The 16,638-nt window shown below is 59.9% G+C and carries 20 protein-coding genes and 1 tRNA gene; 14 read left to right on the top strand and 7 right to left on the bottom strand.

Annotation, left to right across the window (positions count from 1 at the left end; genetic code table 11):
- The first annotated feature begins 263 nt into the window (after positions 1-263).
- The 3 genes from VMT30_01920 (at position 264) to VMT30_01910 (ending at position 2,312) form a co-directional block, all read left to right on the top strand.
- Positions 264-353: transfer RNA gene (locus VMT30_01920), tRNA-Ser, on the top strand.
- Positions 354-390: 37 nt separating this feature from the next.
- Positions 391-1,764 carry a hypothetical protein gene (locus tag VMT30_01915; GenBank protein HVQ43700.1) on the top strand — a complete coding sequence of 458 codons (1,374 nt, stop codon included), beginning with the start codon at positions 391-393 and terminating at the stop codon, positions 1,762-1,764.
- The gene (locus VMT30_01910) at positions 1,761-2,312 is read left to right on the top strand and encodes a class I SAM-dependent methyltransferase (protein ID HVQ43699.1); all 552 of its coding nucleotides are present in this window, start codon (positions 1,761-1,763) and stop codon (positions 2,310-2,312) included. Before VMT30_01915 ends, VMT30_01910 begins: the two co-directional genes overlap by 4 nt.
- Here the strand turns inward: VMT30_01910 and VMT30_01905 are convergent.
- On the bottom strand, positions 2,309-2,683 hold the full coding sequence (locus tag VMT30_01905; GenBank protein HVQ43698.1) for a type II toxin-antitoxin system VapC family toxin: 375 nt from the start codon (positions 2,681-2,683) through the stop codon (positions 2,309-2,311). The genes VMT30_01910 and VMT30_01905 overlap by 4 nt on opposite strands.
- On the bottom strand, positions 2,680-2,964 hold the full coding sequence (locus VMT30_01900; GenBank protein ID HVQ43697.1) for a hypothetical protein: 285 nt from the start codon (positions 2,962-2,964) through the stop codon (positions 2,680-2,682). Before VMT30_01900 ends, VMT30_01905 begins: the two co-directional genes overlap by 4 nt.
- A 76-nt stretch (positions 2,965-3,040) precedes the next feature.
- Between VMT30_01900 and msrB the strand changes: the two genes are divergently transcribed.
- Positions 3,041-3,466: a peptide-methionine (R)-S-oxide reductase MsrB gene (gene msrB, locus VMT30_01895; protein ID HVQ43696.1), complete on the top strand. Its 426-nt coding sequence runs from the start codon at positions 3,041-3,043 to the stop codon at positions 3,464-3,466.
- A gap of 115 nt (positions 3,467-3,581) precedes the next feature.
- Here msrB and VMT30_01890 read toward each other — a convergent pair whose 3' ends face one another.
- The 3 genes from VMT30_01890 to VMT30_01880 all read right to left on the bottom strand — a co-directional run bounded on the left by VMT30_01890 (position 3,582) and on the right by VMT30_01880 (position 5,319).
- Entirely contained in the window at positions 3,582-3,959 is a 378-nt protein-coding gene (locus tag VMT30_01890) for an Lsr2 family protein (GenBank protein ID HVQ43695.1), read from the bottom strand.
- A gap of 80 nt (positions 3,960-4,039) precedes the next feature.
- Positions 4,040-4,795, bottom strand: coding sequence for a DUF6159 family protein (locus VMT30_01885; GenBank protein HVQ43694.1), 756 nt, complete (start codon positions 4,793-4,795; stop codon positions 4,040-4,042).
- Between the two features lie 17 nt (positions 4,796-4,812).
- A complete protein-coding gene (locus VMT30_01880; protein HVQ43693.1) occupies positions 4,813-5,319 on the bottom strand; it encodes a PadR family transcriptional regulator in 507 nt (168 codons plus the stop codon).
- A gap of 97 nt (positions 5,320-5,416) precedes the next feature.
- Here VMT30_01880 and VMT30_01875 point away from each other — a divergent pair, with 97 nt between their 5' ends.
- The 6 genes from VMT30_01875 (at position 5,417) to dnaG (ending at position 10,464) form a co-directional block, all read left to right on the top strand.
- Positions 5,417-6,241 carry an A/G-specific adenine glycosylase gene (locus VMT30_01875; protein HVQ43692.1) on the top strand — a complete coding sequence of 275 codons (825 nt, stop codon included), beginning with the start codon at positions 5,417-5,419 and terminating at the stop codon, positions 6,239-6,241.
- A 14-nt stretch (positions 6,242-6,255) separates the two neighbouring features.
- Positions 6,256-6,660, top strand: a complete 405-nt coding sequence (locus VMT30_01870) for a DUF3052 domain-containing protein (protein HVQ43691.1) — start codon at positions 6,256-6,258, stop codon at positions 6,658-6,660.
- A gap of 1 nt (position 6,661) precedes the next feature.
- On the top strand, positions 6,662-7,660 hold the full coding sequence (locus VMT30_01865) for a PHP domain-containing protein (GenBank protein HVQ43690.1): 999 nt from the start codon (positions 6,662-6,664) through the stop codon (positions 7,658-7,660).
- Positions 7,661-7,667: 7 nt separating this feature from the next.
- A complete protein-coding gene (locus tag VMT30_01860) occupies positions 7,668-8,315 on the top strand; it encodes an HAD hydrolase-like protein (GenBank protein HVQ43689.1) in 648 nt (215 codons plus the stop codon).
- Between the two features lie 74 nt (positions 8,316-8,389).
- Positions 8,390-8,575, top strand: coding sequence for a hypothetical protein (locus VMT30_01855; protein HVQ43688.1), 186 nt, complete (start codon positions 8,390-8,392; stop codon positions 8,573-8,575).
- 110 nt (positions 8,576-8,685) lie between these two features.
- On the top strand, positions 8,686-10,464 hold the full coding sequence (gene dnaG, locus VMT30_01850; protein ID HVQ43687.1) for a DNA primase: 1,779 nt from the start codon (positions 8,686-8,688) through the stop codon (positions 10,462-10,464).
- 61 nt (positions 10,465-10,525) lie between these two features.
- Here dnaG and VMT30_01845 read toward each other — a convergent pair whose 3' ends face one another.
- A complete protein-coding gene (locus tag VMT30_01845; GenBank protein HVQ43686.1) occupies positions 10,526-10,765 on the bottom strand; it encodes a hypothetical protein in 240 nt (79 codons plus the stop codon).
- 314 nt (positions 10,766-11,079) lie between these two features.
- On the opposite strand from VMT30_01845, the gene rpoD reads away from it, so the two are divergent.
- On the top strand, positions 11,080-12,186 hold the full coding sequence (gene rpoD, locus VMT30_01840; GenBank protein ID HVQ43685.1) for an RNA polymerase sigma factor RpoD: 1,107 nt from the start codon (positions 11,080-11,082) through the stop codon (positions 12,184-12,186).
- A 136-nt stretch (positions 12,187-12,322) separates the two neighbouring features.
- Positions 12,323-12,604 (top strand): hypothetical protein, encoded by a 282-nt coding sequence (locus VMT30_01835; protein ID HVQ43684.1) that lies wholly within the window; start codon positions 12,323-12,325, stop codon positions 12,602-12,604.
- Here VMT30_01835 and VMT30_01830 read toward each other — a convergent pair.
- Positions 12,555-13,013: a MarR family transcriptional regulator gene (locus VMT30_01830; protein HVQ43683.1), complete on the bottom strand. Its 459-nt coding sequence runs from the start codon at positions 13,011-13,013 to the stop codon at positions 12,555-12,557. The two genes, VMT30_01835 and VMT30_01830, sit on opposite strands and share 50 nt — an antisense overlap.
- A gap of 94 nt (positions 13,014-13,107) precedes the next feature.
- Here VMT30_01830 and VMT30_01825 point away from each other — a divergent pair, with 94 nt between their 5' ends.
- On the top strand, positions 13,108-14,586 hold the full coding sequence (locus VMT30_01825; protein ID HVQ43682.1) for a DHA2 family efflux MFS transporter permease subunit: 1,479 nt from the start codon (positions 13,108-13,110) through the stop codon (positions 14,584-14,586).
- 60 nt (positions 14,587-14,646) lie between these two features.
- Complete coding sequence (purF, locus tag VMT30_01820) at positions 14,647-16,044, top strand: amidophosphoribosyltransferase (GenBank protein ID HVQ43681.1); 1,398 nt, start codon at positions 14,647-14,649, stop codon at positions 16,042-16,044.
- Positions 16,045-16,638 lie beyond the last annotated feature (594 nt).

Genomic DNA, 16,638 nt, shown 5'->3' with positions numbered 1-16,638 from the left:
ACCCGCCCGCTTACAAGATATTATCTGGATAATTAACAACAAACCCAGGAAGATCCTGGGGTATAAGTCGGCTCTGCAGCTGGCGAAAGAGAAAGGAGTATTACGAGGGTAGGTGGTGCACTTCGGGGGTGAATTTAGGGTCGGGTGACGTAGTATGTAATATCATTATTTCTGATGTTGGTCAAGGCTGATGGGAGGGTTTTGAGTAGCATAATCGCGAAGCGACGGCTATAATGGGTCGGTCGCGGGAAACCGCGCGGCGTGGAGAGGTCGCATAGTGGCCTAGTGCGCGCGCTTGGAAAGCGCGTGAGGGGGCAACTCCTCCGAGGGTTCGAATCCCTCCCTCTCCGCCAGGGTTTTGGCGCGGGATTTATCTGGTAGTATTTGTTCATGAAGCGCAATGGGTGGTTGGAGCGGCTGAAAATGCCGATGCTGTATGGACTGGGTCTTGGCCTGGTCTTTTTTGTTATGCTGAGCTACCGGTTGGAGTACGATTTTGGCTGGCATGTGGCGGCGGGGGACTATATTCGGGCGCATGGGTTGCCTCTGCGCGATGTTTTTACCTACACAGCGCCAAATTTTGCCTGGGTGAATCATGAGTGGCTGCATGATGTGGTGCTGAGCTGGCTCATGGGTGTGGGGGGCTACGGGCTCGTGGCGGTGGTGTTTGCGGTGGGGTGGGCCGGGGCGGTAATGCTAGCGGCGCGGCGGCAGGTGTTTGTGATCCTGCTGCTAGCGGCTGAGGCGGTGCTGCCGTTTTCGGCGGCGCGGCCGGCGCTGTGGGGGTTTTTGGGGTTTGCGCTGACGCAGCGGGTGCTCGAGGCGCCGCGGCGGTGGCAGTGGGTGGTCTTGCCGGCGGTGGCGGTGCTGTGGGCGAATGTGCATGGGAGTTTCCCGCTGCTTTTGCTGCTCATTGGGGCGGCGTGGTGGCAGCGGCGCGATCGGTGGACGGGGTTGCTGCTGGCGGTGTGTGCGGGGCTGACGCTGCTGAACCCCTACGGGTGGCGGGTGTACGAGGAGATAGTGCGGACGCTGCTTGACCCTGGCTTGGGGAGGTATGTGCAAGAATGGCGGGCGTTTGATCTGCCGGTGCTGGCGGTAGTGTTTGCGGTGGCGTACATGGCGCTGTGGTGGGAATTTGAGGCTAAAAAGCGGCTGGTGAGTTGGCCGTTTGGGCTGCTTGGGGCGGCTGTGGTGAGCGCGCGGCATCTGCCGTTTTTCGTGGCGGCGTCGGTGCGCGGGTTGGAGGATTATGCGCTGCGGCTGGATCAGAGGATTCGGCGGGGGCAGGCCAAGCGGTCGCTGGCGATGTGGATTATATTTTGCGGAGTGGCCGGCGGAGTGGCGCAAAATACCTGGTTTGCGGGGCATTTGCTGGGACACGACCCAGCGTATCAGATGCCGCAGGGTTCGGCGGTATATTTGGCAGCGCATCCGTGCGCGGGCAGGGTGTTTAGCGATTATGATTTTGGCGGGTATTTGCTTTGGAAGGTGCCGGGTATGCAAACGTACGTAGACGGGCGTATGCCGAGCTGGCGTGATGCGCATGGTGCGCGGTATTTGGACCGGTATTTGCGGGTAATTCGCGATGATCAGTATCGGGACGCGGAATTTGCGCGCTACCGCGTGGGGTGCGTGGTGGTGGCGCGGGATGGGGCGCGCGCCAGCCATGGGTTGGGCGTGGAGCTGCAGGCGGCGGGCTGGCAGGTGCGTGCGGCCGATGCGGTGAGCGTGGTGCTCGTGCGGCCGGGCGGTCAACGGTGAGCGAGGCGTGGTTGTTGGCGCTGGGTGGCGGCTTGGTGTTGGGGTTGAGCGGGTTTTTGGCGGTGATGGCGGTGCATGGGTTTTACCTGGTGCGCAACAGCGTGGCCTACGTGGTGCTGCCGGCGGGCGCGTTGGCGGTGGTGGCGCGGGAGCTGGACGTGCGGGCCGGCGACGTGGTGCTCGATCTGGGCTGTGGGGATGGCCGGGTGTTGCATGAGCTGTGGCGGCAGGAGCGGCGCGCGCGGTACATGGGAGTGGAAAATGATGTGATGGTATGGCTGCGGGCGCGGTGGCGCCAGCGGGGGACTGGCGTGCAGCTGGTACGGGGTGATATCGCTGGGGTGTCGTTGCGCGAAGCTACCCGTGTGTACGTGTATCTGGGGCCGCGCCTAATGGCCGAGCTGCAGCCGCGGTTTGAGCGCGAATTGCCTCAGGGTGCTCGCGTGGTGTCGGTGCAATTCCCGCTGCCGGGGCGGGAGCCCGACGAGGTGGTGGAGCTGCCGGCGAGCAAGCGGCATGCAGCGCGGCTGTACGTGTACGAGTATTAGAGCACGGTGAATGGTATGAGATGCTGATACGTTTTGGCGAAGGATTTGTCGAGCGTCACGATGGCGGTGCAGTCGGTGCGTTCAGCGACTGCTAGCTGGAGGGCGTCTTCGTGATCTGGGCCTTTGAGCAGGCGAAGCGCCATAGCATAATCTTCGGGCAAGAGGGCTTCTTTGGCGTAGTCGGCCAGAAAGGTTTGGAGGGTTTTGATCGAGAGTCCATCCTTGATGCCAAAATGGAGTACGAGGTGAACGGTGAGTAGGCTGATCGTGCAGGGGGATTCGTTGTGCTCGAACCACTGCATAACGGTGTCGGATCGGGGTCGGCCGGCGATGAGAATTTCGAGCAAAATATTGGCGTCGAGTAAGATCACAGCGATTGGGTCTCGTCGTAGAGGTCCTTGAAGCTTTTGACGGGATCGAGCCGGGTAGGGCGCGGGCTGAGGCTGCGGACGAGGGCCAGCGAGCGCTTGAGGGCGGCGGGAGTGCCGGCATCCGGGGCTTGGTAGATTGGTTCGGATGGTCCGGCAGCGATGGTGATGAGGGGTTTGGAACGGTACAGCACCGTGACGGGCTGGCCGTCGCTGAGGCTGCGGAGGAAGCCCACCAGATCGCGGCGGATTTGTTTGGTGTTGGTGGTGCGCGAGGGTGTCATGAGTGGATTGTATCAGGATGATGGATTAAGTTCAACTTAAGTTGAACTTGTATACTAAGGTCAAAGGAGGCAAGACATGGCTGAGGATTTGAAGAGCAAGCCGGAGGAATACTGGCGCGAGAAGCTCACCCCGGAGCAGTACCGAGTGCTGCGCGAGAAGGGTACCGAAGTGCCGGGCACGGGCGCCTACGTGGACAATGCTAAGGCTGGTATGTACCGTTGTGCGGCGTGTGGGCAGGAATTGTTTGCGAGCGATACGAAATTTGAGAGCACGCTGCCGGGTTTGCAGGGTTGGCCGGCGTTTTACGCCGAGGCGGCCAAGGGTCGGGTGGAGCTGCGCGAGGATAATTCGATGGGCATGAGGCGCACTGAGGTCATTTGCTCGCGATGCGGCTCGCACTTGGGGCATTTGTTTGAAGGTGATCCGGCGGTGGCGGATAAAGGTGGGCAGCATTATTGTGTAAACTCATGCGCGCTGGAGTTTGAGCCGACTGGGAAGTAGCGGTTTTTTGGTGGGTGGGCGTGGCTAGGCCCCGCTCCTGGGTAGGAAGAGCGGGGCCGGGGTGCGCCATGGTGCTGGTGCGGGGCCGTCTTGAGGGGTGCGACGGCCGGTTGGGTTACTGGGCGCTGAATGCGGCCATTGTGGCGCGGGCCGGGTGGGCGGTGGGCGACTGCGCTGCCTTGTACTGGTCGATGACGTGGGCCGGTATGCGGCCGCTGCCGGAGACCTTGAGGCCCTGCAGCTTGGCCCACGCCCGGATGGCGGCGGCCTGGTCGCGGTTGAGGCCGGTGCTGGCCGCGGGGGTTCGCTTGGTCTTGCTGGTCACCCGGCGGCCGGCGGCGATGTAGGGGGCCAGGAGGTCGCGGAGGGCGCGTGCGTTGGGCTCGGTCAGGTCGATCTCGTACAGCTTGCCGTCGAGGCCGAACGAGATGGTGTTGGCGTCCTCCGTGCCGTCGGTGTCGTCGATCAGCATGATCAGGGTCCGTTGTGCCACGTGCGATCACTCCTCGTGCCTAGGGTTACTGCATGGCGATTGATACTATAATGTTTTGTACGGATTTCGTCAAGGGTTCCTTAGAAAACTTTGCGGGCTTTTTTGGGCGTCATGGACGTGCGTAGGAGCTCCGCATTGAAGGCTTCGGGAGCTTGGCCGCTGGTGGCGTAGTGGTAGAGCGCGGCTTTGGCGATGGAGCTGAGCACGGATAGCACGGCGATGAGGGCGATGAAACCGCCGACGGCGAGCAGGACGACGGGGATGAAGACGGCGCCGGGGATGCTGAATCCAGGGGCTCCGGGGGCGGCGATTGGGAGCATAAATGGCACCGCAGCTATGATTGCCCAGATAAGAATATAGCCGAGGACGGCTAGCCCGGATACGAATCCGATGCCGAGATTGACCACAATGCTTTCGCCCCAGATTTGTTTAATCGTGTGGACGGATTGCTTGGTGGCGTCGAATGGCGCGACGGATCCCTCGCTGAGGACGATCACGGGTAGGGCGAAGACATTGGCGATAGACCAGGCGGCGCCGAGTAAGTCCACGGCGATTCTACCGGCAAAGGGTACGCGATCCTCAAGCATGCGGAGCGCCAGCCCAATCGTCGCCATCATGAGGCTAAAGGCCGCCAGTGGGCCAAATTTGCGCCAGGCGCCGGCCAGGCTGCTGCTGATGGTGGGGTTTTCACCCCGGAAGCGTTGGGTGGCACCGAAAATGACGGCGCCGGCAAAGAAGTTGGTAATGAGCGCCAGGACGAAATATAGAGCGAGCGTAAAGGCAAAGTCGCGCCAATTATTGAGCTGATTGTTGGCTCGCAGGGCGATAGCGACCAAGACGAAGGGGACGAGGGCTAGGAGTTGGATGGTAAAGCTGACGAGGGGAAGGGCGGCAAGTTCTTTGTCGAGTTTGAGGACGCGCCACGAGCTTTTGGTGATTTGCCAGCCGCGGCTGAGACGGCTGATTTTTGCGGTTGATTCCATGATTGATCCTGTTTGATTAATGTACGGATGCGGGGCTGGTAGAGAATGTCCTCGATATTTCGGGCGAGAAAGGCTTGTAGAACGGCTGCTCCGGTGGGCGTGAGCTGGTAGATTTTGAGCGCAGGACCGCCGGGGTTGGGTTCGAGCCGATGATCCACAAGCTGGGCGTCGCGAAACCGGCGGAGCGAGCGGTAGACGCTTTTGTCGTCGGGCGTTACGAGGCCGTGGGTGGCTTCGAGGATGAAGTCTTTGATTTGACCCATGTGTTTTTGGCTGTCTTTGAGCGACAGCATTATCCAGAGGGTGAGTTGGCCTTTGCTGTAGGTGTCTTCCCAGCCGGAGAGGAGGGTTTGTTCATAGTCATCGAGTGGTTTCAATGGGTTCCTTGGTTAGTTATTAGTATGTTACCGATAGTATACTACAGTGGGTATACTACCGTCAAGAATATTGGGTGAGTGCGTTACAATCTGGGACATGGATGAACGGGTCATTGTGGATTTTCGGGAACGGGTGTGGGAGTTTTATCGTGAGCAGGGGCGGGATTTGCCGTGGCGGCGGGAGGTGACGCCGTATGGGGTGTTTGTGAGTGAGGTGATGCTGCAGCAAACGCAGGTGAGCCGGGTGCTGGGGCATTGGCCGCGGTGGCTGGAGCGGTTTGGGAGTTTTGAGGCGCTGGCCGCGGCGAGCGTGGCCGAGGTGGTGGAGGCGTGGCAGGGGCTGGGTTACAACCGGCGGGCGCTGTGGCTGCGGGAGGCGGCGCAGATGGTGGTACGCGAATTTGGTGGCGTGTTGCCGCGCGACCCGGCGGAGCTGGTGCGGTTGCCGGGGATTGGGCCCAACACGGCCGGCAGCATCGCGGCGTTTGCCTACGATGAGCCGGTGGTGTTTATCGAAACGAATATCCGGCGGGTGTTTTTGCACGAATTTTTTGAGGACTCGCCGGCCTTGTGCGCGAGCTATCCGGACGGCGTGCCGGATGCGGTGTTGCGGCCGCTGATCGAGGCGGCGCTCGACCGGCAGCACCCGCGCGAGTGGTATTGGGCACTCATGGATTATGGGGCGGATTTGGCCAAGCGGGTGGTGAATCCGAACCGACGCAGCCGGCATTACGCGGTGCAATCGACGTTTGCGGGCAGCGTGCGGCAGCTGCGGGGCGAGGTGCTGCGGCGATTGCTCGATGGGCCGAAGAGGGTGCGTGAGCTGGGAATCGGCGATGAACGGCTGCCCGCGGTGTTGGCGGCGCTGGTGCGCGAAGGCTTTCTTATCGAGAAGGGTGATACATTTGGCCTGGCAAAATGATAAGATAGGCACCGATGGCAGGATATTCGAACAAAAACTTGATCGATAAATTGGGCGTGCGGCCGGGTGCGCGCCTGATTGTGATGCATGCGCCGGCGGGGTATTTGGATTTGCTGGGGGACCTAGATGAGCGGGCGAAGGTGGCGGTGCGGTTGGCGGGCCGGTTTGATTTTATTCAGTATTTTGCGACCAGCACCGAGCAGCTGAATGCGGTGTTGGCGAACCTCGCGTCGCATTTGGAGCCGGGCGGGATGTTGTGGATTTGCTGGGCCAAGCGGACTTCGCCGCTGCACACGGGGCTCACTGAGGGGATCGTGCGCGAGCTGGGCTTGAAGGCGGGGCTGGTGGATGTGAAGGTGGCGGCGCTCACCGACGATTGGTCGGGGCTGAAATTCGTGTACCGGTTGGCGGATCGCTAGGATGTACGAATCACTGCATAATCACACGACGGCATCGGACGGCACGCAGACGTATCTGGAGGTGCTCGAGGCGGCGCGGCGCAACAAGGTGGGGGTGGTGGCGTTTACGGATCATGATACGCTGCCGAGCGAGGTGGATCTGGCGAAGCTGCGGGCGTATGACGGACCGGTGAAATGGCTGGTGGGATGCGAGATTTCGAGCGGCCTGCCGGTGGAATTGGGCGGCGGGGTTACGAGCTCGCTGCACATTTTGGGGCTGTTTACCGACCCCACGAATGTGGCGCTGCGCGAGCATTGCCGGCGGGCGGTGGCGGCGCGGGTGGAGCGGATGGAGCGGATTGTGACGAATCTGCGCGGACTCAAGTTTACGATTTCGGTGGAGGATTGCCTGGCGGCGTCGGGTGGCGAGACCGTGGGCCGGCCGCACATTGTGCGGGCGCTCAATGCGCATCCGGAAAATGCGGCCATCGTGGAGCAGATGCGGATGGACATGGAGCTGGCGGCGGTGGGGAGTGCTGCCGTGGCCATGGATTACGCGCACATGATGGAGCGGCCGGCGAGCGACTATCCGTACCGGCTGTTTTTGAGCGATGACGCCTTTGTGGCAGGGATTTATGTGGATTATTTGTACTCGATTGACCTGGATGCGGCCGTGAAGCTCATCCGTGGTGCCGGCGGGGTGGCGGTGGTGGCGCACTGGTACACCGCGGCGCGCAAGATCGACGCCGGAATGCTCGAAGGCATGCTGCGCGACGGGCGGCTCGACGGCGTGGAGCTCATGGGCAACCCCATGAATGGCGCGGCGCGTCGGGCCGAGCCGGTGCTGGCGGCTATGGCCAAGCGTGTGGGTTGCATCACCACCTACGGCATCGACGGCCACCGCGAGCAGGATATTGAGAACTTCGTGAACGATCAGAGTGTGGCCGGCAAGAGCCTGGGGCAGACGGCGCGGCTTATTGAGCGGGTGAAACCGGATTTGAGTTTTAGTAACTTAGGCTGAGACGGCTGTGAGCTACCAATACATTTTGTTTGATCTGGACGGAACGCTGTGCGATCCGGGGCCAAGTATTACCAATTCGCTTGATTACGCCCTGACTAAAATGGGTATTGACGAGCCGGATAAGGCGTCTTTGCGGCGGTTTGTAGGGCCGCCATTGGCCCAGTCGTTTAAGGACTTTTACGGTTTTGATGACGCGTCGGCGGCCGAAGTCATAGGGATTTATCGGGAGCATTTTCGGGTGGAAGGCATACGGCAGTATGTACCCTACCCGGGGATGGTAGAGCTGCTGGATGCACTCAAAACTCAGGGCAAAATATTGGCGGTGGCAACGTCGAAAATCGATGAATTTGCCCAGCAAATTTTGGCGCAAACGGGCCTGACGAATTATTTTGTCGTGGTTGTAGGTACGCATTTGGGCAATATTTTGGGCAAGGGAGCTACCATTTCTGAGGCTTTGGAGTGGCTAGGAAACCCGCCGAAGTCGAAGGCGATCATGGTGGGCGATCGGGAGCACGATGTGATTGGCGCAAAAGAGAACGGGATTGATTCGGTGGGGGTGCTGTTTGGCTATGGATCGCGTGAGGAGCTGGAGGCGTCTGGGGCAACCTATGTTGCCGAAGACGTGGGGAAGGTGGCAGAGCTCTTGAGCGCCTGAGGCGCAGCTGGTATAAATGACCAGCGGTAGCCCGATGCTTCCGTGGATGATCTGTAGCTCCTCGATTGAAGGGCGTGAGAACCTTGGCCGACGCCAAGACTGCTTACGAAACCGCGCTGCACAATGCCAGGTCGAATCCGGGTAGGGGGTATCGCATCGATCTCGAGAATGCCATCGAGGACTACGAGGAGGCTGATGCGTCCGCCGATGTCCAGGCCGGCGAGGCCCTGGTGACTCAGTTGTACAACGACTACCACTAGGCGCCTCGACGCACCATGGTTCCGGGCCGGTCTGCGGGCCGGCCCGGAACCAGCTCACGAACTTATTCGCTTTTTGTTCGCATTTCCAGATTTAGCGTATAATTAGACATATGGACGAGGTTGCGGAGGTAAAGAGTCGCCTCGAGATCACGGAGGTGGTCGGGGGGTACTTGCCGCTCAAGCAGGCGGGGCGGAATTTGAAGGCGCCGTGCCCGTTTCACCAGGAGAAGTCGGCGAGCTTTATGGTGAGCCCGGAGAAGGGGATTTATCACTGCTTTGGCTGTGGCGAGGGCGGGGATATTTTTAATTTTGTGATGAAGATGGAGGGCGTGAACTTTCGGGAGGCGCTGGAGATGTTGGCGCGCAAGGCGGGGGTGGAGCTCAAAGCGCGCGGGAATGACGACGGCACGGCGAAGAAATTGCGGGAGCGATTGCTCGATGCGCACGCATTGGCGGTGAAGTATTACCAGGCGACGCTGGTGCGCAATCCGAAGGCGCTGGATTATGTGGTGAAGCAGCGGCGGCTCACGCGCGAGACGATCCGGGACTTTGCGATTGGGTATGCACCGGATTCGTGGAATGCGCTGAGTGATTTTTTGACCAAGCAGGGGTATTCGCAGCAGGAGCTGGTGCAGGGCGGCCTGGCTGGGCAAAAGGACGGGCGGGTGACGATTTATGATCTGTTTCGGGGCCGGGTAATGTTTCCGATTACCGACCGCGAGGGCCGGACGGTTGGGTTTACCGCGCGGGTGCTGGATGACGGGGTGCCGAAGTATTTGAATACGCCTCAGACGCCGCTATATGACAAATCGCAGGCGATTTATGGCTTGGCATTGGCGCGGGAGGCGATTCGGAGCGGCGATGAAGTGGTACTCGTGGAGGGCAATATGGACGTGGTGGCGAGTCACCAAGCGGGCGTGAAGCAGGTGGTGGCGGCGAGCGGCACGGCGCTGACGCTGGAGCAACTGCGGACGCTGAGTAAGCTTACAAAGAATATAAAGCTGGCGTTTGACGCCGACCGGGCGGGGCTGGCGGCGACGGAGCGGGCGATTGAGTTGGGGCAAAAATTGGGGCTGACGCTGCGGATGGTGGTGTTGCCGGAGGGCGTGAAGGACGCGGATGAGCTGGTGGCGCGCGATGTGGAGGCGTGGCGGCGGGCGATTGGCGAGGCCAAATACATTGTGGATTATTTGTTTGAGCGGTTTGAGCACGATTTTGACCTGAACTCGGCCGTGGGCAAGCGCGGATACACAGACCGGCTGGCGGGGAGCCTGCGGCGGCTGGGGGATCCGGTGGAGCAGGATCATTATGTGAAGTTGCTGGCCGAAAAGACGGGCACGAGCGAGGAGGCGGTGCGGGCGAAGATCGAGAAGGGGACTGAGGTGGCCGGGACGGCGGGCGCGGTGGCGGAGCGTGATCGCAGCGGCGATGTGGTGCGGCGGGCGGTGGTGCAGGCCAGCGGCAAGACGAGCGTGCGGGTGCAGCGCGAGGAGTTGTTTTTGGCCGTGAATTTGTTGGCGCCGTCGGCGCGGGCGAGCTTGGGGGAGCTGTCGCCCGAGAGCTTCTCGTCGCCGGAGCGGGCCATGGTTTACACATTGTTGCGGGCGCATCCAGAGGCGGCGGCGAGCGAAATTGCGGGTGCGGCTGGGGAGGCGGCGAGCTATGTGAACCAATTGATGTTGATTGGCGAGGAAGAGTTTTCGGGCTTGGAAGAGGGAAAATTGCAACAGGCGGCATTTGAATTTGCCCGGAGTGTGTTTTTGGGATCGAACCAGGAGATCAAGGATAGGCTTAATTTGGAGCTGCAATACGCCGAGCAGAAGGGTGATGATGGGTTGCGAGCGAAATTGCTGGATGAACTCAAGGCGATCATTGATTCTGAGGCATAGGCGGTAGACATGACGGGCCCCCGCTAGGACAGGGCGGGCGCCTGTCCTAGCGGGGTGCGGGTTAGCGACGGCGGTTGCGGCGCCTGGCCCTTCTGCTCCGCGCAAGCATGACGAACATGAGCGGGAGGCCTATCGCGATGAGCCCGAGACCGATGGTGCCCGAGGCGCTATGGGAGCCATCGTTCGCGGCGAGCGCGGTGGTGCTGGTGACTGCCGCTTCGGCCAGCCCGGTACTGGAAGCGATCAGGGCGGTCGCGACGATCACGATGAGCCCGACCTTGCGGATGATGCGCAGCAACATACGAACTCCTCAGAACAAACATCCCCCGATGGGGTTGGCCGACACTACTATACTGACTTTTGGATATGACATCAAGCTTGTGGTATAGGTGCGGCGGCTTGCGGAATTTTACGGCCGAAGGTACAATGGGTCGGTAATGGGATGGGCAGGGGTTCGCTTGTCATTCTTCCCTAGCAGACCACAGTGACCGAGTTTCGGCCTGACGAGAGGCTGCAAATTTTTATCGAACACTTCAGAATAGATATAAGATTAATTGCCTGCGCGGAGCCGATGACCTGGTGACGTGTGGTTGTTGTAGTATAAGGAGTTAGATTTTGGCAAAAAAGGTTGCAGAAGAGGAAACACTGGATCGGTCGAGCGGGTACTCGCCGGAAGTGGAACGGTTGATCGCGAAGGGCAAGGAGCAAGGTTACGTGACGCAGCAAGAAATTGCGGGCGTACTGCCGGAGGCTGAAGAGAACGTGGAAGAGCTCGATGAGCTCTATGCCGCATTGCTCGAGCAGGGCGTAGAGATTACCGACCAAAAAGAGGCGCTGATTTGGGACAAGGATGACGAAGAGACCCCGGATATCAGCGAGGATTACATCAAAGACATCGCCGACGACTCGGTGCGGTTGTACCTGCGCGAGATCGGTAAGATCCCGCTACTGACGGGCGAGCAGGAAATCATGCTGGCTAAGCGCATTGAGCAAGGCGATAAAGCGGCTAAAGACGCTATGGCCGAGGCCAACATGCGGCTCGTGGTGTCGATCGCGAAGAAGTACATCGGCCGCGGGCTAGACTTGCTTGACCTCATCCAGGAGGGCAACACCGGGTTGCTGCGGGCGGTGGAGAAATTTGACTATACCAAGGGATTTAAATTTTCCACCTACGCCACCTGGTGGATTCGCCAGGCGATTACGCGGGCGATTGCGGACCAGGCGCGCACCATTCGCATCCCGGTGCACATGGTGGAGACGATCAACAAGCTGATCCGCACTCAGCGCCGGCTGGTGCAGGAGCTGGGTCGCGAGCCGCTGCCGGAAGAGATTGCGGCGGAGATGGAAATGGATGTGGACAAGGTGAACCACATTCTCAAGATCAAGCAGGACATTGTGAGTCTGGAAGCGCCGGTGGGCGAGGAAGAGGATTCACAGCTGGGCGACTTCATCGCCGACGAAGATTCGCTGACGCCGGAAGAAGCGGCGACGCACCAGCTGCTCAAGGAGCACGTGAACCAAGTGCTGGCGCTGCTGACGCCGCGGGAGCAGAAGATTTTGCGCATGCGATTTGGGCTGGAAGATGGGCGCTCGCATACGCTCGAGGAAGTGGGGCAGGAATTTGGGGTGACGCGCGAGCGGATTCGCCAGATTGAGGCTAAGGCCTTGGCGAAGCTGCGCAAGCACCGCGAGAGCAAGAAACTGCGGGATTATTTGCGGTAGGCTCACTTCGCTCGACCCATGACCAAGGCGCCCCAGGAGGGCGCTTTTTGGTTTGCATGTTCGCTTATTGTTCGGTATTATGGACGGGCAGATCGATTTATACTGGTGATAACAGGGGTTTAGAATGGCTGAGTTAATGGCGGAACAGGTACGAGTAATAGTTCGGGAAGAGATTAGCGGTGTCGAGGCGAAGGTGGGTGGGTTAGAGACGGATGTACGTGATTTGGGCGTCAAATTTGAGCACTTCGATGCCAAGATGGATGCGATCGCCGAACTGGTGACGACTACGGTGCAAACGCGGCGTGAGGTCTCGGATCTTGGTCCGCACGTGGAGATATTGGAGAGTCAGGGAGCGATTCAGAAGCGGGTTATTCAGGAGCATTCACAGGCGCTGAAGCAGTTGCGGGGTGAGGCGTAGATCGAACGGCCGTGAGCTCGTTGACGATCTGGTGAAGGGTAGCTTGCTCGGCCGTAGTGAGCTTTTCGCAGCCGATTTGAGCGGGGAGTTGGCCGGTGATGTTGTCGATGAGGCGCTGACCCTTGGCGGTGAGCTGGAGGGTTTTGGCGCGGCGGTCGTGGGCATTTTCTTGGCGGGTAATGAGCTGACTGGCCACGAGTCGGTCGACGATGCCGGTGACGTTTGAGGCGTCACAATGAAGCGTAGCGGCAACTTGGCCCATTGTTAAGTCGCCATGTTGGAGGGTGTGGAGGGCGTGAAGCTGCATAATGGTGAGATCGTGGGCTTCAGCTAATTTGGCTAAATTGCCCTTGAACAGACCAACGAGTGCCATGAGGTCATCGCAAACTTGTTTTGAGTCGGTTTCCATGGCTTTAGTATAATACAAATAGTAAATATTTGACAACTTCAACTATTGAACTATACTACCTTTTGTATGTAATGATCTATCTCGGGAGGTGTTTGTGATTGAAGCAGTGAAACATAAAGGTTGGGCGCTGGCGGTATTGGCCGCGGCGCAGTTCATGGTGATTTTGGACGCCACGATTGTGAACGTGGCACTGCCGGCGATTCAGAAAGCGCTGGGCTTTGCCGCCGCTTCGGATTTGCAGTGGGTGGTAACGGCCTACGCGCTGGCGTTTGGCGGCTTTTTGCTGCTGGGCGGAAGGCTGGCGGATTTGTTTGGCCGCCGCCGCGTGTTTATGGCCGGCGTGGGCTTCTTTGCGCTAGCGTCGCTGGCGGCTGGGTTTTCCCAGAACCCGGGGACATTGATAGTACTGCGAGCGTTGCAGGGTCTAGGCGGGGCATTGCTGGCGCCGTCGGCTTTGTCGCTGGTGCTGACGATTTTTGCTGAAGGGCCGGCGCGCAACCGGGCGCTGGGTATTTGGAGCATGATCGCCGGCGGTGGTGGCGCTGTGGGGCTGCTGCTCGGTGGCGTGCTGACACAGTACGTGGACTGGCGCTGGATTTTCTTCATCAACGTGCCGATTGCGGTGGTGGTGATGGTGATGGCGCTGCGGTTTGTGCCCAAGAGTATGCCGCAAGCGAAGCAAAGTCTGGATCTGATGGGCGCCGTAACGGTGACCGGTAGTTTGATGAGTTTGGTGTACGCTTTGGCGCAGGTGCCGTCGAAGGGCTGGGGCAGTGGCGTTACGTTGGGGGCATTTGGCCTGACGGCGGCGCTGATGGCAGTGTTCATTGTGAATGAGTTGCGGGTGCGGCAGCCGTTGATAAAGCTGGGGATTTTTCGACGGCGCAATGTGAGTGGTGGGAGTCTGATTCAGACTCTGATGCCGGCAGCGCTATTTGGGATGTTCTTCTACCTGTCGATTTACCTGCAGCAGATTCTGCACTACTCGCCGACGATGACGGGTGTGGCGGACGTGCCGTTTACCATCATATTGATCATTGTGGCCGGGGTGTTGTCGGGGCGGATTGCTAAGCTTAACCCTAAGCCGATTTTGATCATCGCGCCGCTCGTAGTGGCGGCTGGGCTGATGTACTTTGCGCGCATCCCGGTGCATGCCAACTACTGGATCGACATTTTCCCCGGCATTGCGCTGATGGCTACTGGTATGGCGGCGGTGTTCGTGACCACCACCTTGGTGACCACGAGCGGCGTGTCGCACGAGGAGTCGGGGTTGATCTCGGGCTTGCTTAATACGGCGCAACAGATCGGCGGGGCCATCGGCCTGGCAGTGCTGAGCGTGGTGTCGACCTCGGTGACGAAGGCCGACCTGGTGGCGGCGCACGGCAATCCGGCCGTGATGCAGACGGCTTTGGTGCACGGTTTCCAGCGCGGATTTGCGATGGCGGCGCTGTTTGCGGTGGCCGCTAGCGTGGTGGCAGCGACGGTGCTGAAGGTGCACCGGGCGACGGCCGATGAGGCTGAGCGCGAAACGGAAGTGGAAGCGGAGTCGCTGGCCGCCATTCCGGGGGCGTAACATAGGAGTTGTCGGAGGCGAGCCCAACGATATACAATGGAACTCTAAGAGGGCGGAGCCTTGCCGGAATTGACCGAGAAGTGCGGTGTGTTCGGGGTCGTGACTGATAGTCCCGACGCGGCGCGGCTTACCTACTACGGATTGTGGGCATTGCAGCATCGAGGCCAAGAGAGCTCGGGAATCGCGAGTAGCGATAGTCATGGTATGCACTTGCGGGCTGGTGGCGGGCTGGTGGCGCACGTGTACAACGAGGCGGATCTGGCGCGGCTTGGCGGCAAAATGTCGATCGGCCACAATCGTTATGCTACTTCGGGTGAGGGCTCGCATCTGCAGCCGTTTGTGCATCGCGGGGTGAATCTGGCCTTTGCGCACAACGGTAATCTGCCGGATACTCAGAAGCTCGAGGAATTTTTGGACCGGCATGGTATGTCGACGGCGGGGCTCAATGATTCGGGCATGATGGCAGCGAGTATTGCTTGGTACATGCAGCAGGGTAAGCCCATGATTGATGCCATCGAAGCCGCTTGGCCTCTGTTTACGGGGGCTTTTTCGTGCGTGGCGATGGACGGTGTGACGGTGGTGGGCTTTCGCGATGAGTGTGGGATTCGGCCATTGTCGCTGGGGAGGCTGGCGGATGGATTTACGATTGCTTCGGAGACGTGTGCGTTTGATACGATTGGGGCGGCGTTTTTGCGCGATGTGAAGCCGGGTGAGATTGTGTCGATTGGTCCTGATGGCGTGCAGAGTCGGCAGGTGGTGAAGGCTCGTCAGGCGCTGGATATTTTCGAGTATGTTTATTTTGCTCGTCCCGACAGTATGATTATGGGTCGTAAGGTAAATGAGGTGCGGCGGCAAATGGGCCGCAATTTGGCGGCGGAATTTCCGCTGAAGGCCGATGTGGTGGTGCCGGTGCCGGATAGTGCGATTCCGGCGGCGCTGGGGTATGCCCAAGCGACAGGTATTGCGTTTGATCATGGATTTATCAAAAATCGCTACATTCACCGCACGTTTATTCGTCCTACGCAGGAATTGCGCGAGCGCGATGTGCGCACCAAGCTTAATCCGGTGCCGGAAGTAGTGATGGGCAAGGATGTGGTGGTGGTAGACGATTCGATCGTGCGGGGCACAACTACCGCCAAGATCGTGGATTTGTTGTACGGGGCGGGTGCACGCAAGGTGCATGTGCTCGTGAGTTCGCCGCCGGTGCGGTATCCGGATTTCTATGGCATCAATACGCCTGACCCGAGCGAGCTCATAGCGGCGCGAATGAGTGTGGATGAAATTCGGCAAAAAATTGGAGCTGAGACGCTGGGCTACTTGTCATATGAAGGTACGGTGCAGGCGACGGGTCATGCGCGTAGCAAGCTCAATATGTCGTGTTTTGACGGGGCGTATCCGATTGATATTGGAGAGCGAGCTAAGGCGGCGATGAATCGTGTTCAGCCCGTCCGGGCGTAATATGCTGAGCAATTTTTGTGTTCAATTTTGAGTGTGGTTTGAGCTGAGTTGACGTACTTGAGGGGGTTTGCTAGGTTGTCTGCGTAACCACGGGCATACGGTCCGTGGCGAGTGGCGGTGTGATTCCCCATCCACCGCTATTTTTACGGGTGCGCTCCGGCTCTAGGGCTGGGAGCACCATGAACGAGGAGGTACCTCGTGGGGCGTTATACCAGGCTGAGGCGAGGCTTGGTCGCGGCTGCATTGGTGGCAGCGGCGGGTCTCGTCTCGGCGGTGGTAGTGACTGCAGGGTCCGATGCTCGGTCTGGGGTGGGTGTTGCCTCGAGCGCCGCGGGCCCCGCGGTACAGCGGCTGGCGGTACCGCAGCGGCTGGCGGCGCCGGCGGCGTGGCCTGATGGGCTGCGTCCCGGCGACCGGACGGTTAGCCGTTCGGCGCCGCGGCGAGCGCTACCGGTACCGGTGCGACCGGCACCAACGACCACGATGTACGTGGCCGTGTCGGTGCGCAAGGTGTGGCCGACGTCGGCTCCGGGTCCGAACGTGAAGTCCGTGGGGCGGTTGCTCTGGGGGCAGCGTGTGACCGTGCTCGGCCGG

This window comes from Candidatus Saccharimonadia bacterium (assembly GCA_035544015.1).
Classification (GTDB): domain Bacteria; phylum Patescibacteriota; class Saccharimonadia; order UBA4664; family UBA4664; genus UBA5169.
This window is presented reverse-complemented; position numbering and strand designations above follow the sequence as displayed.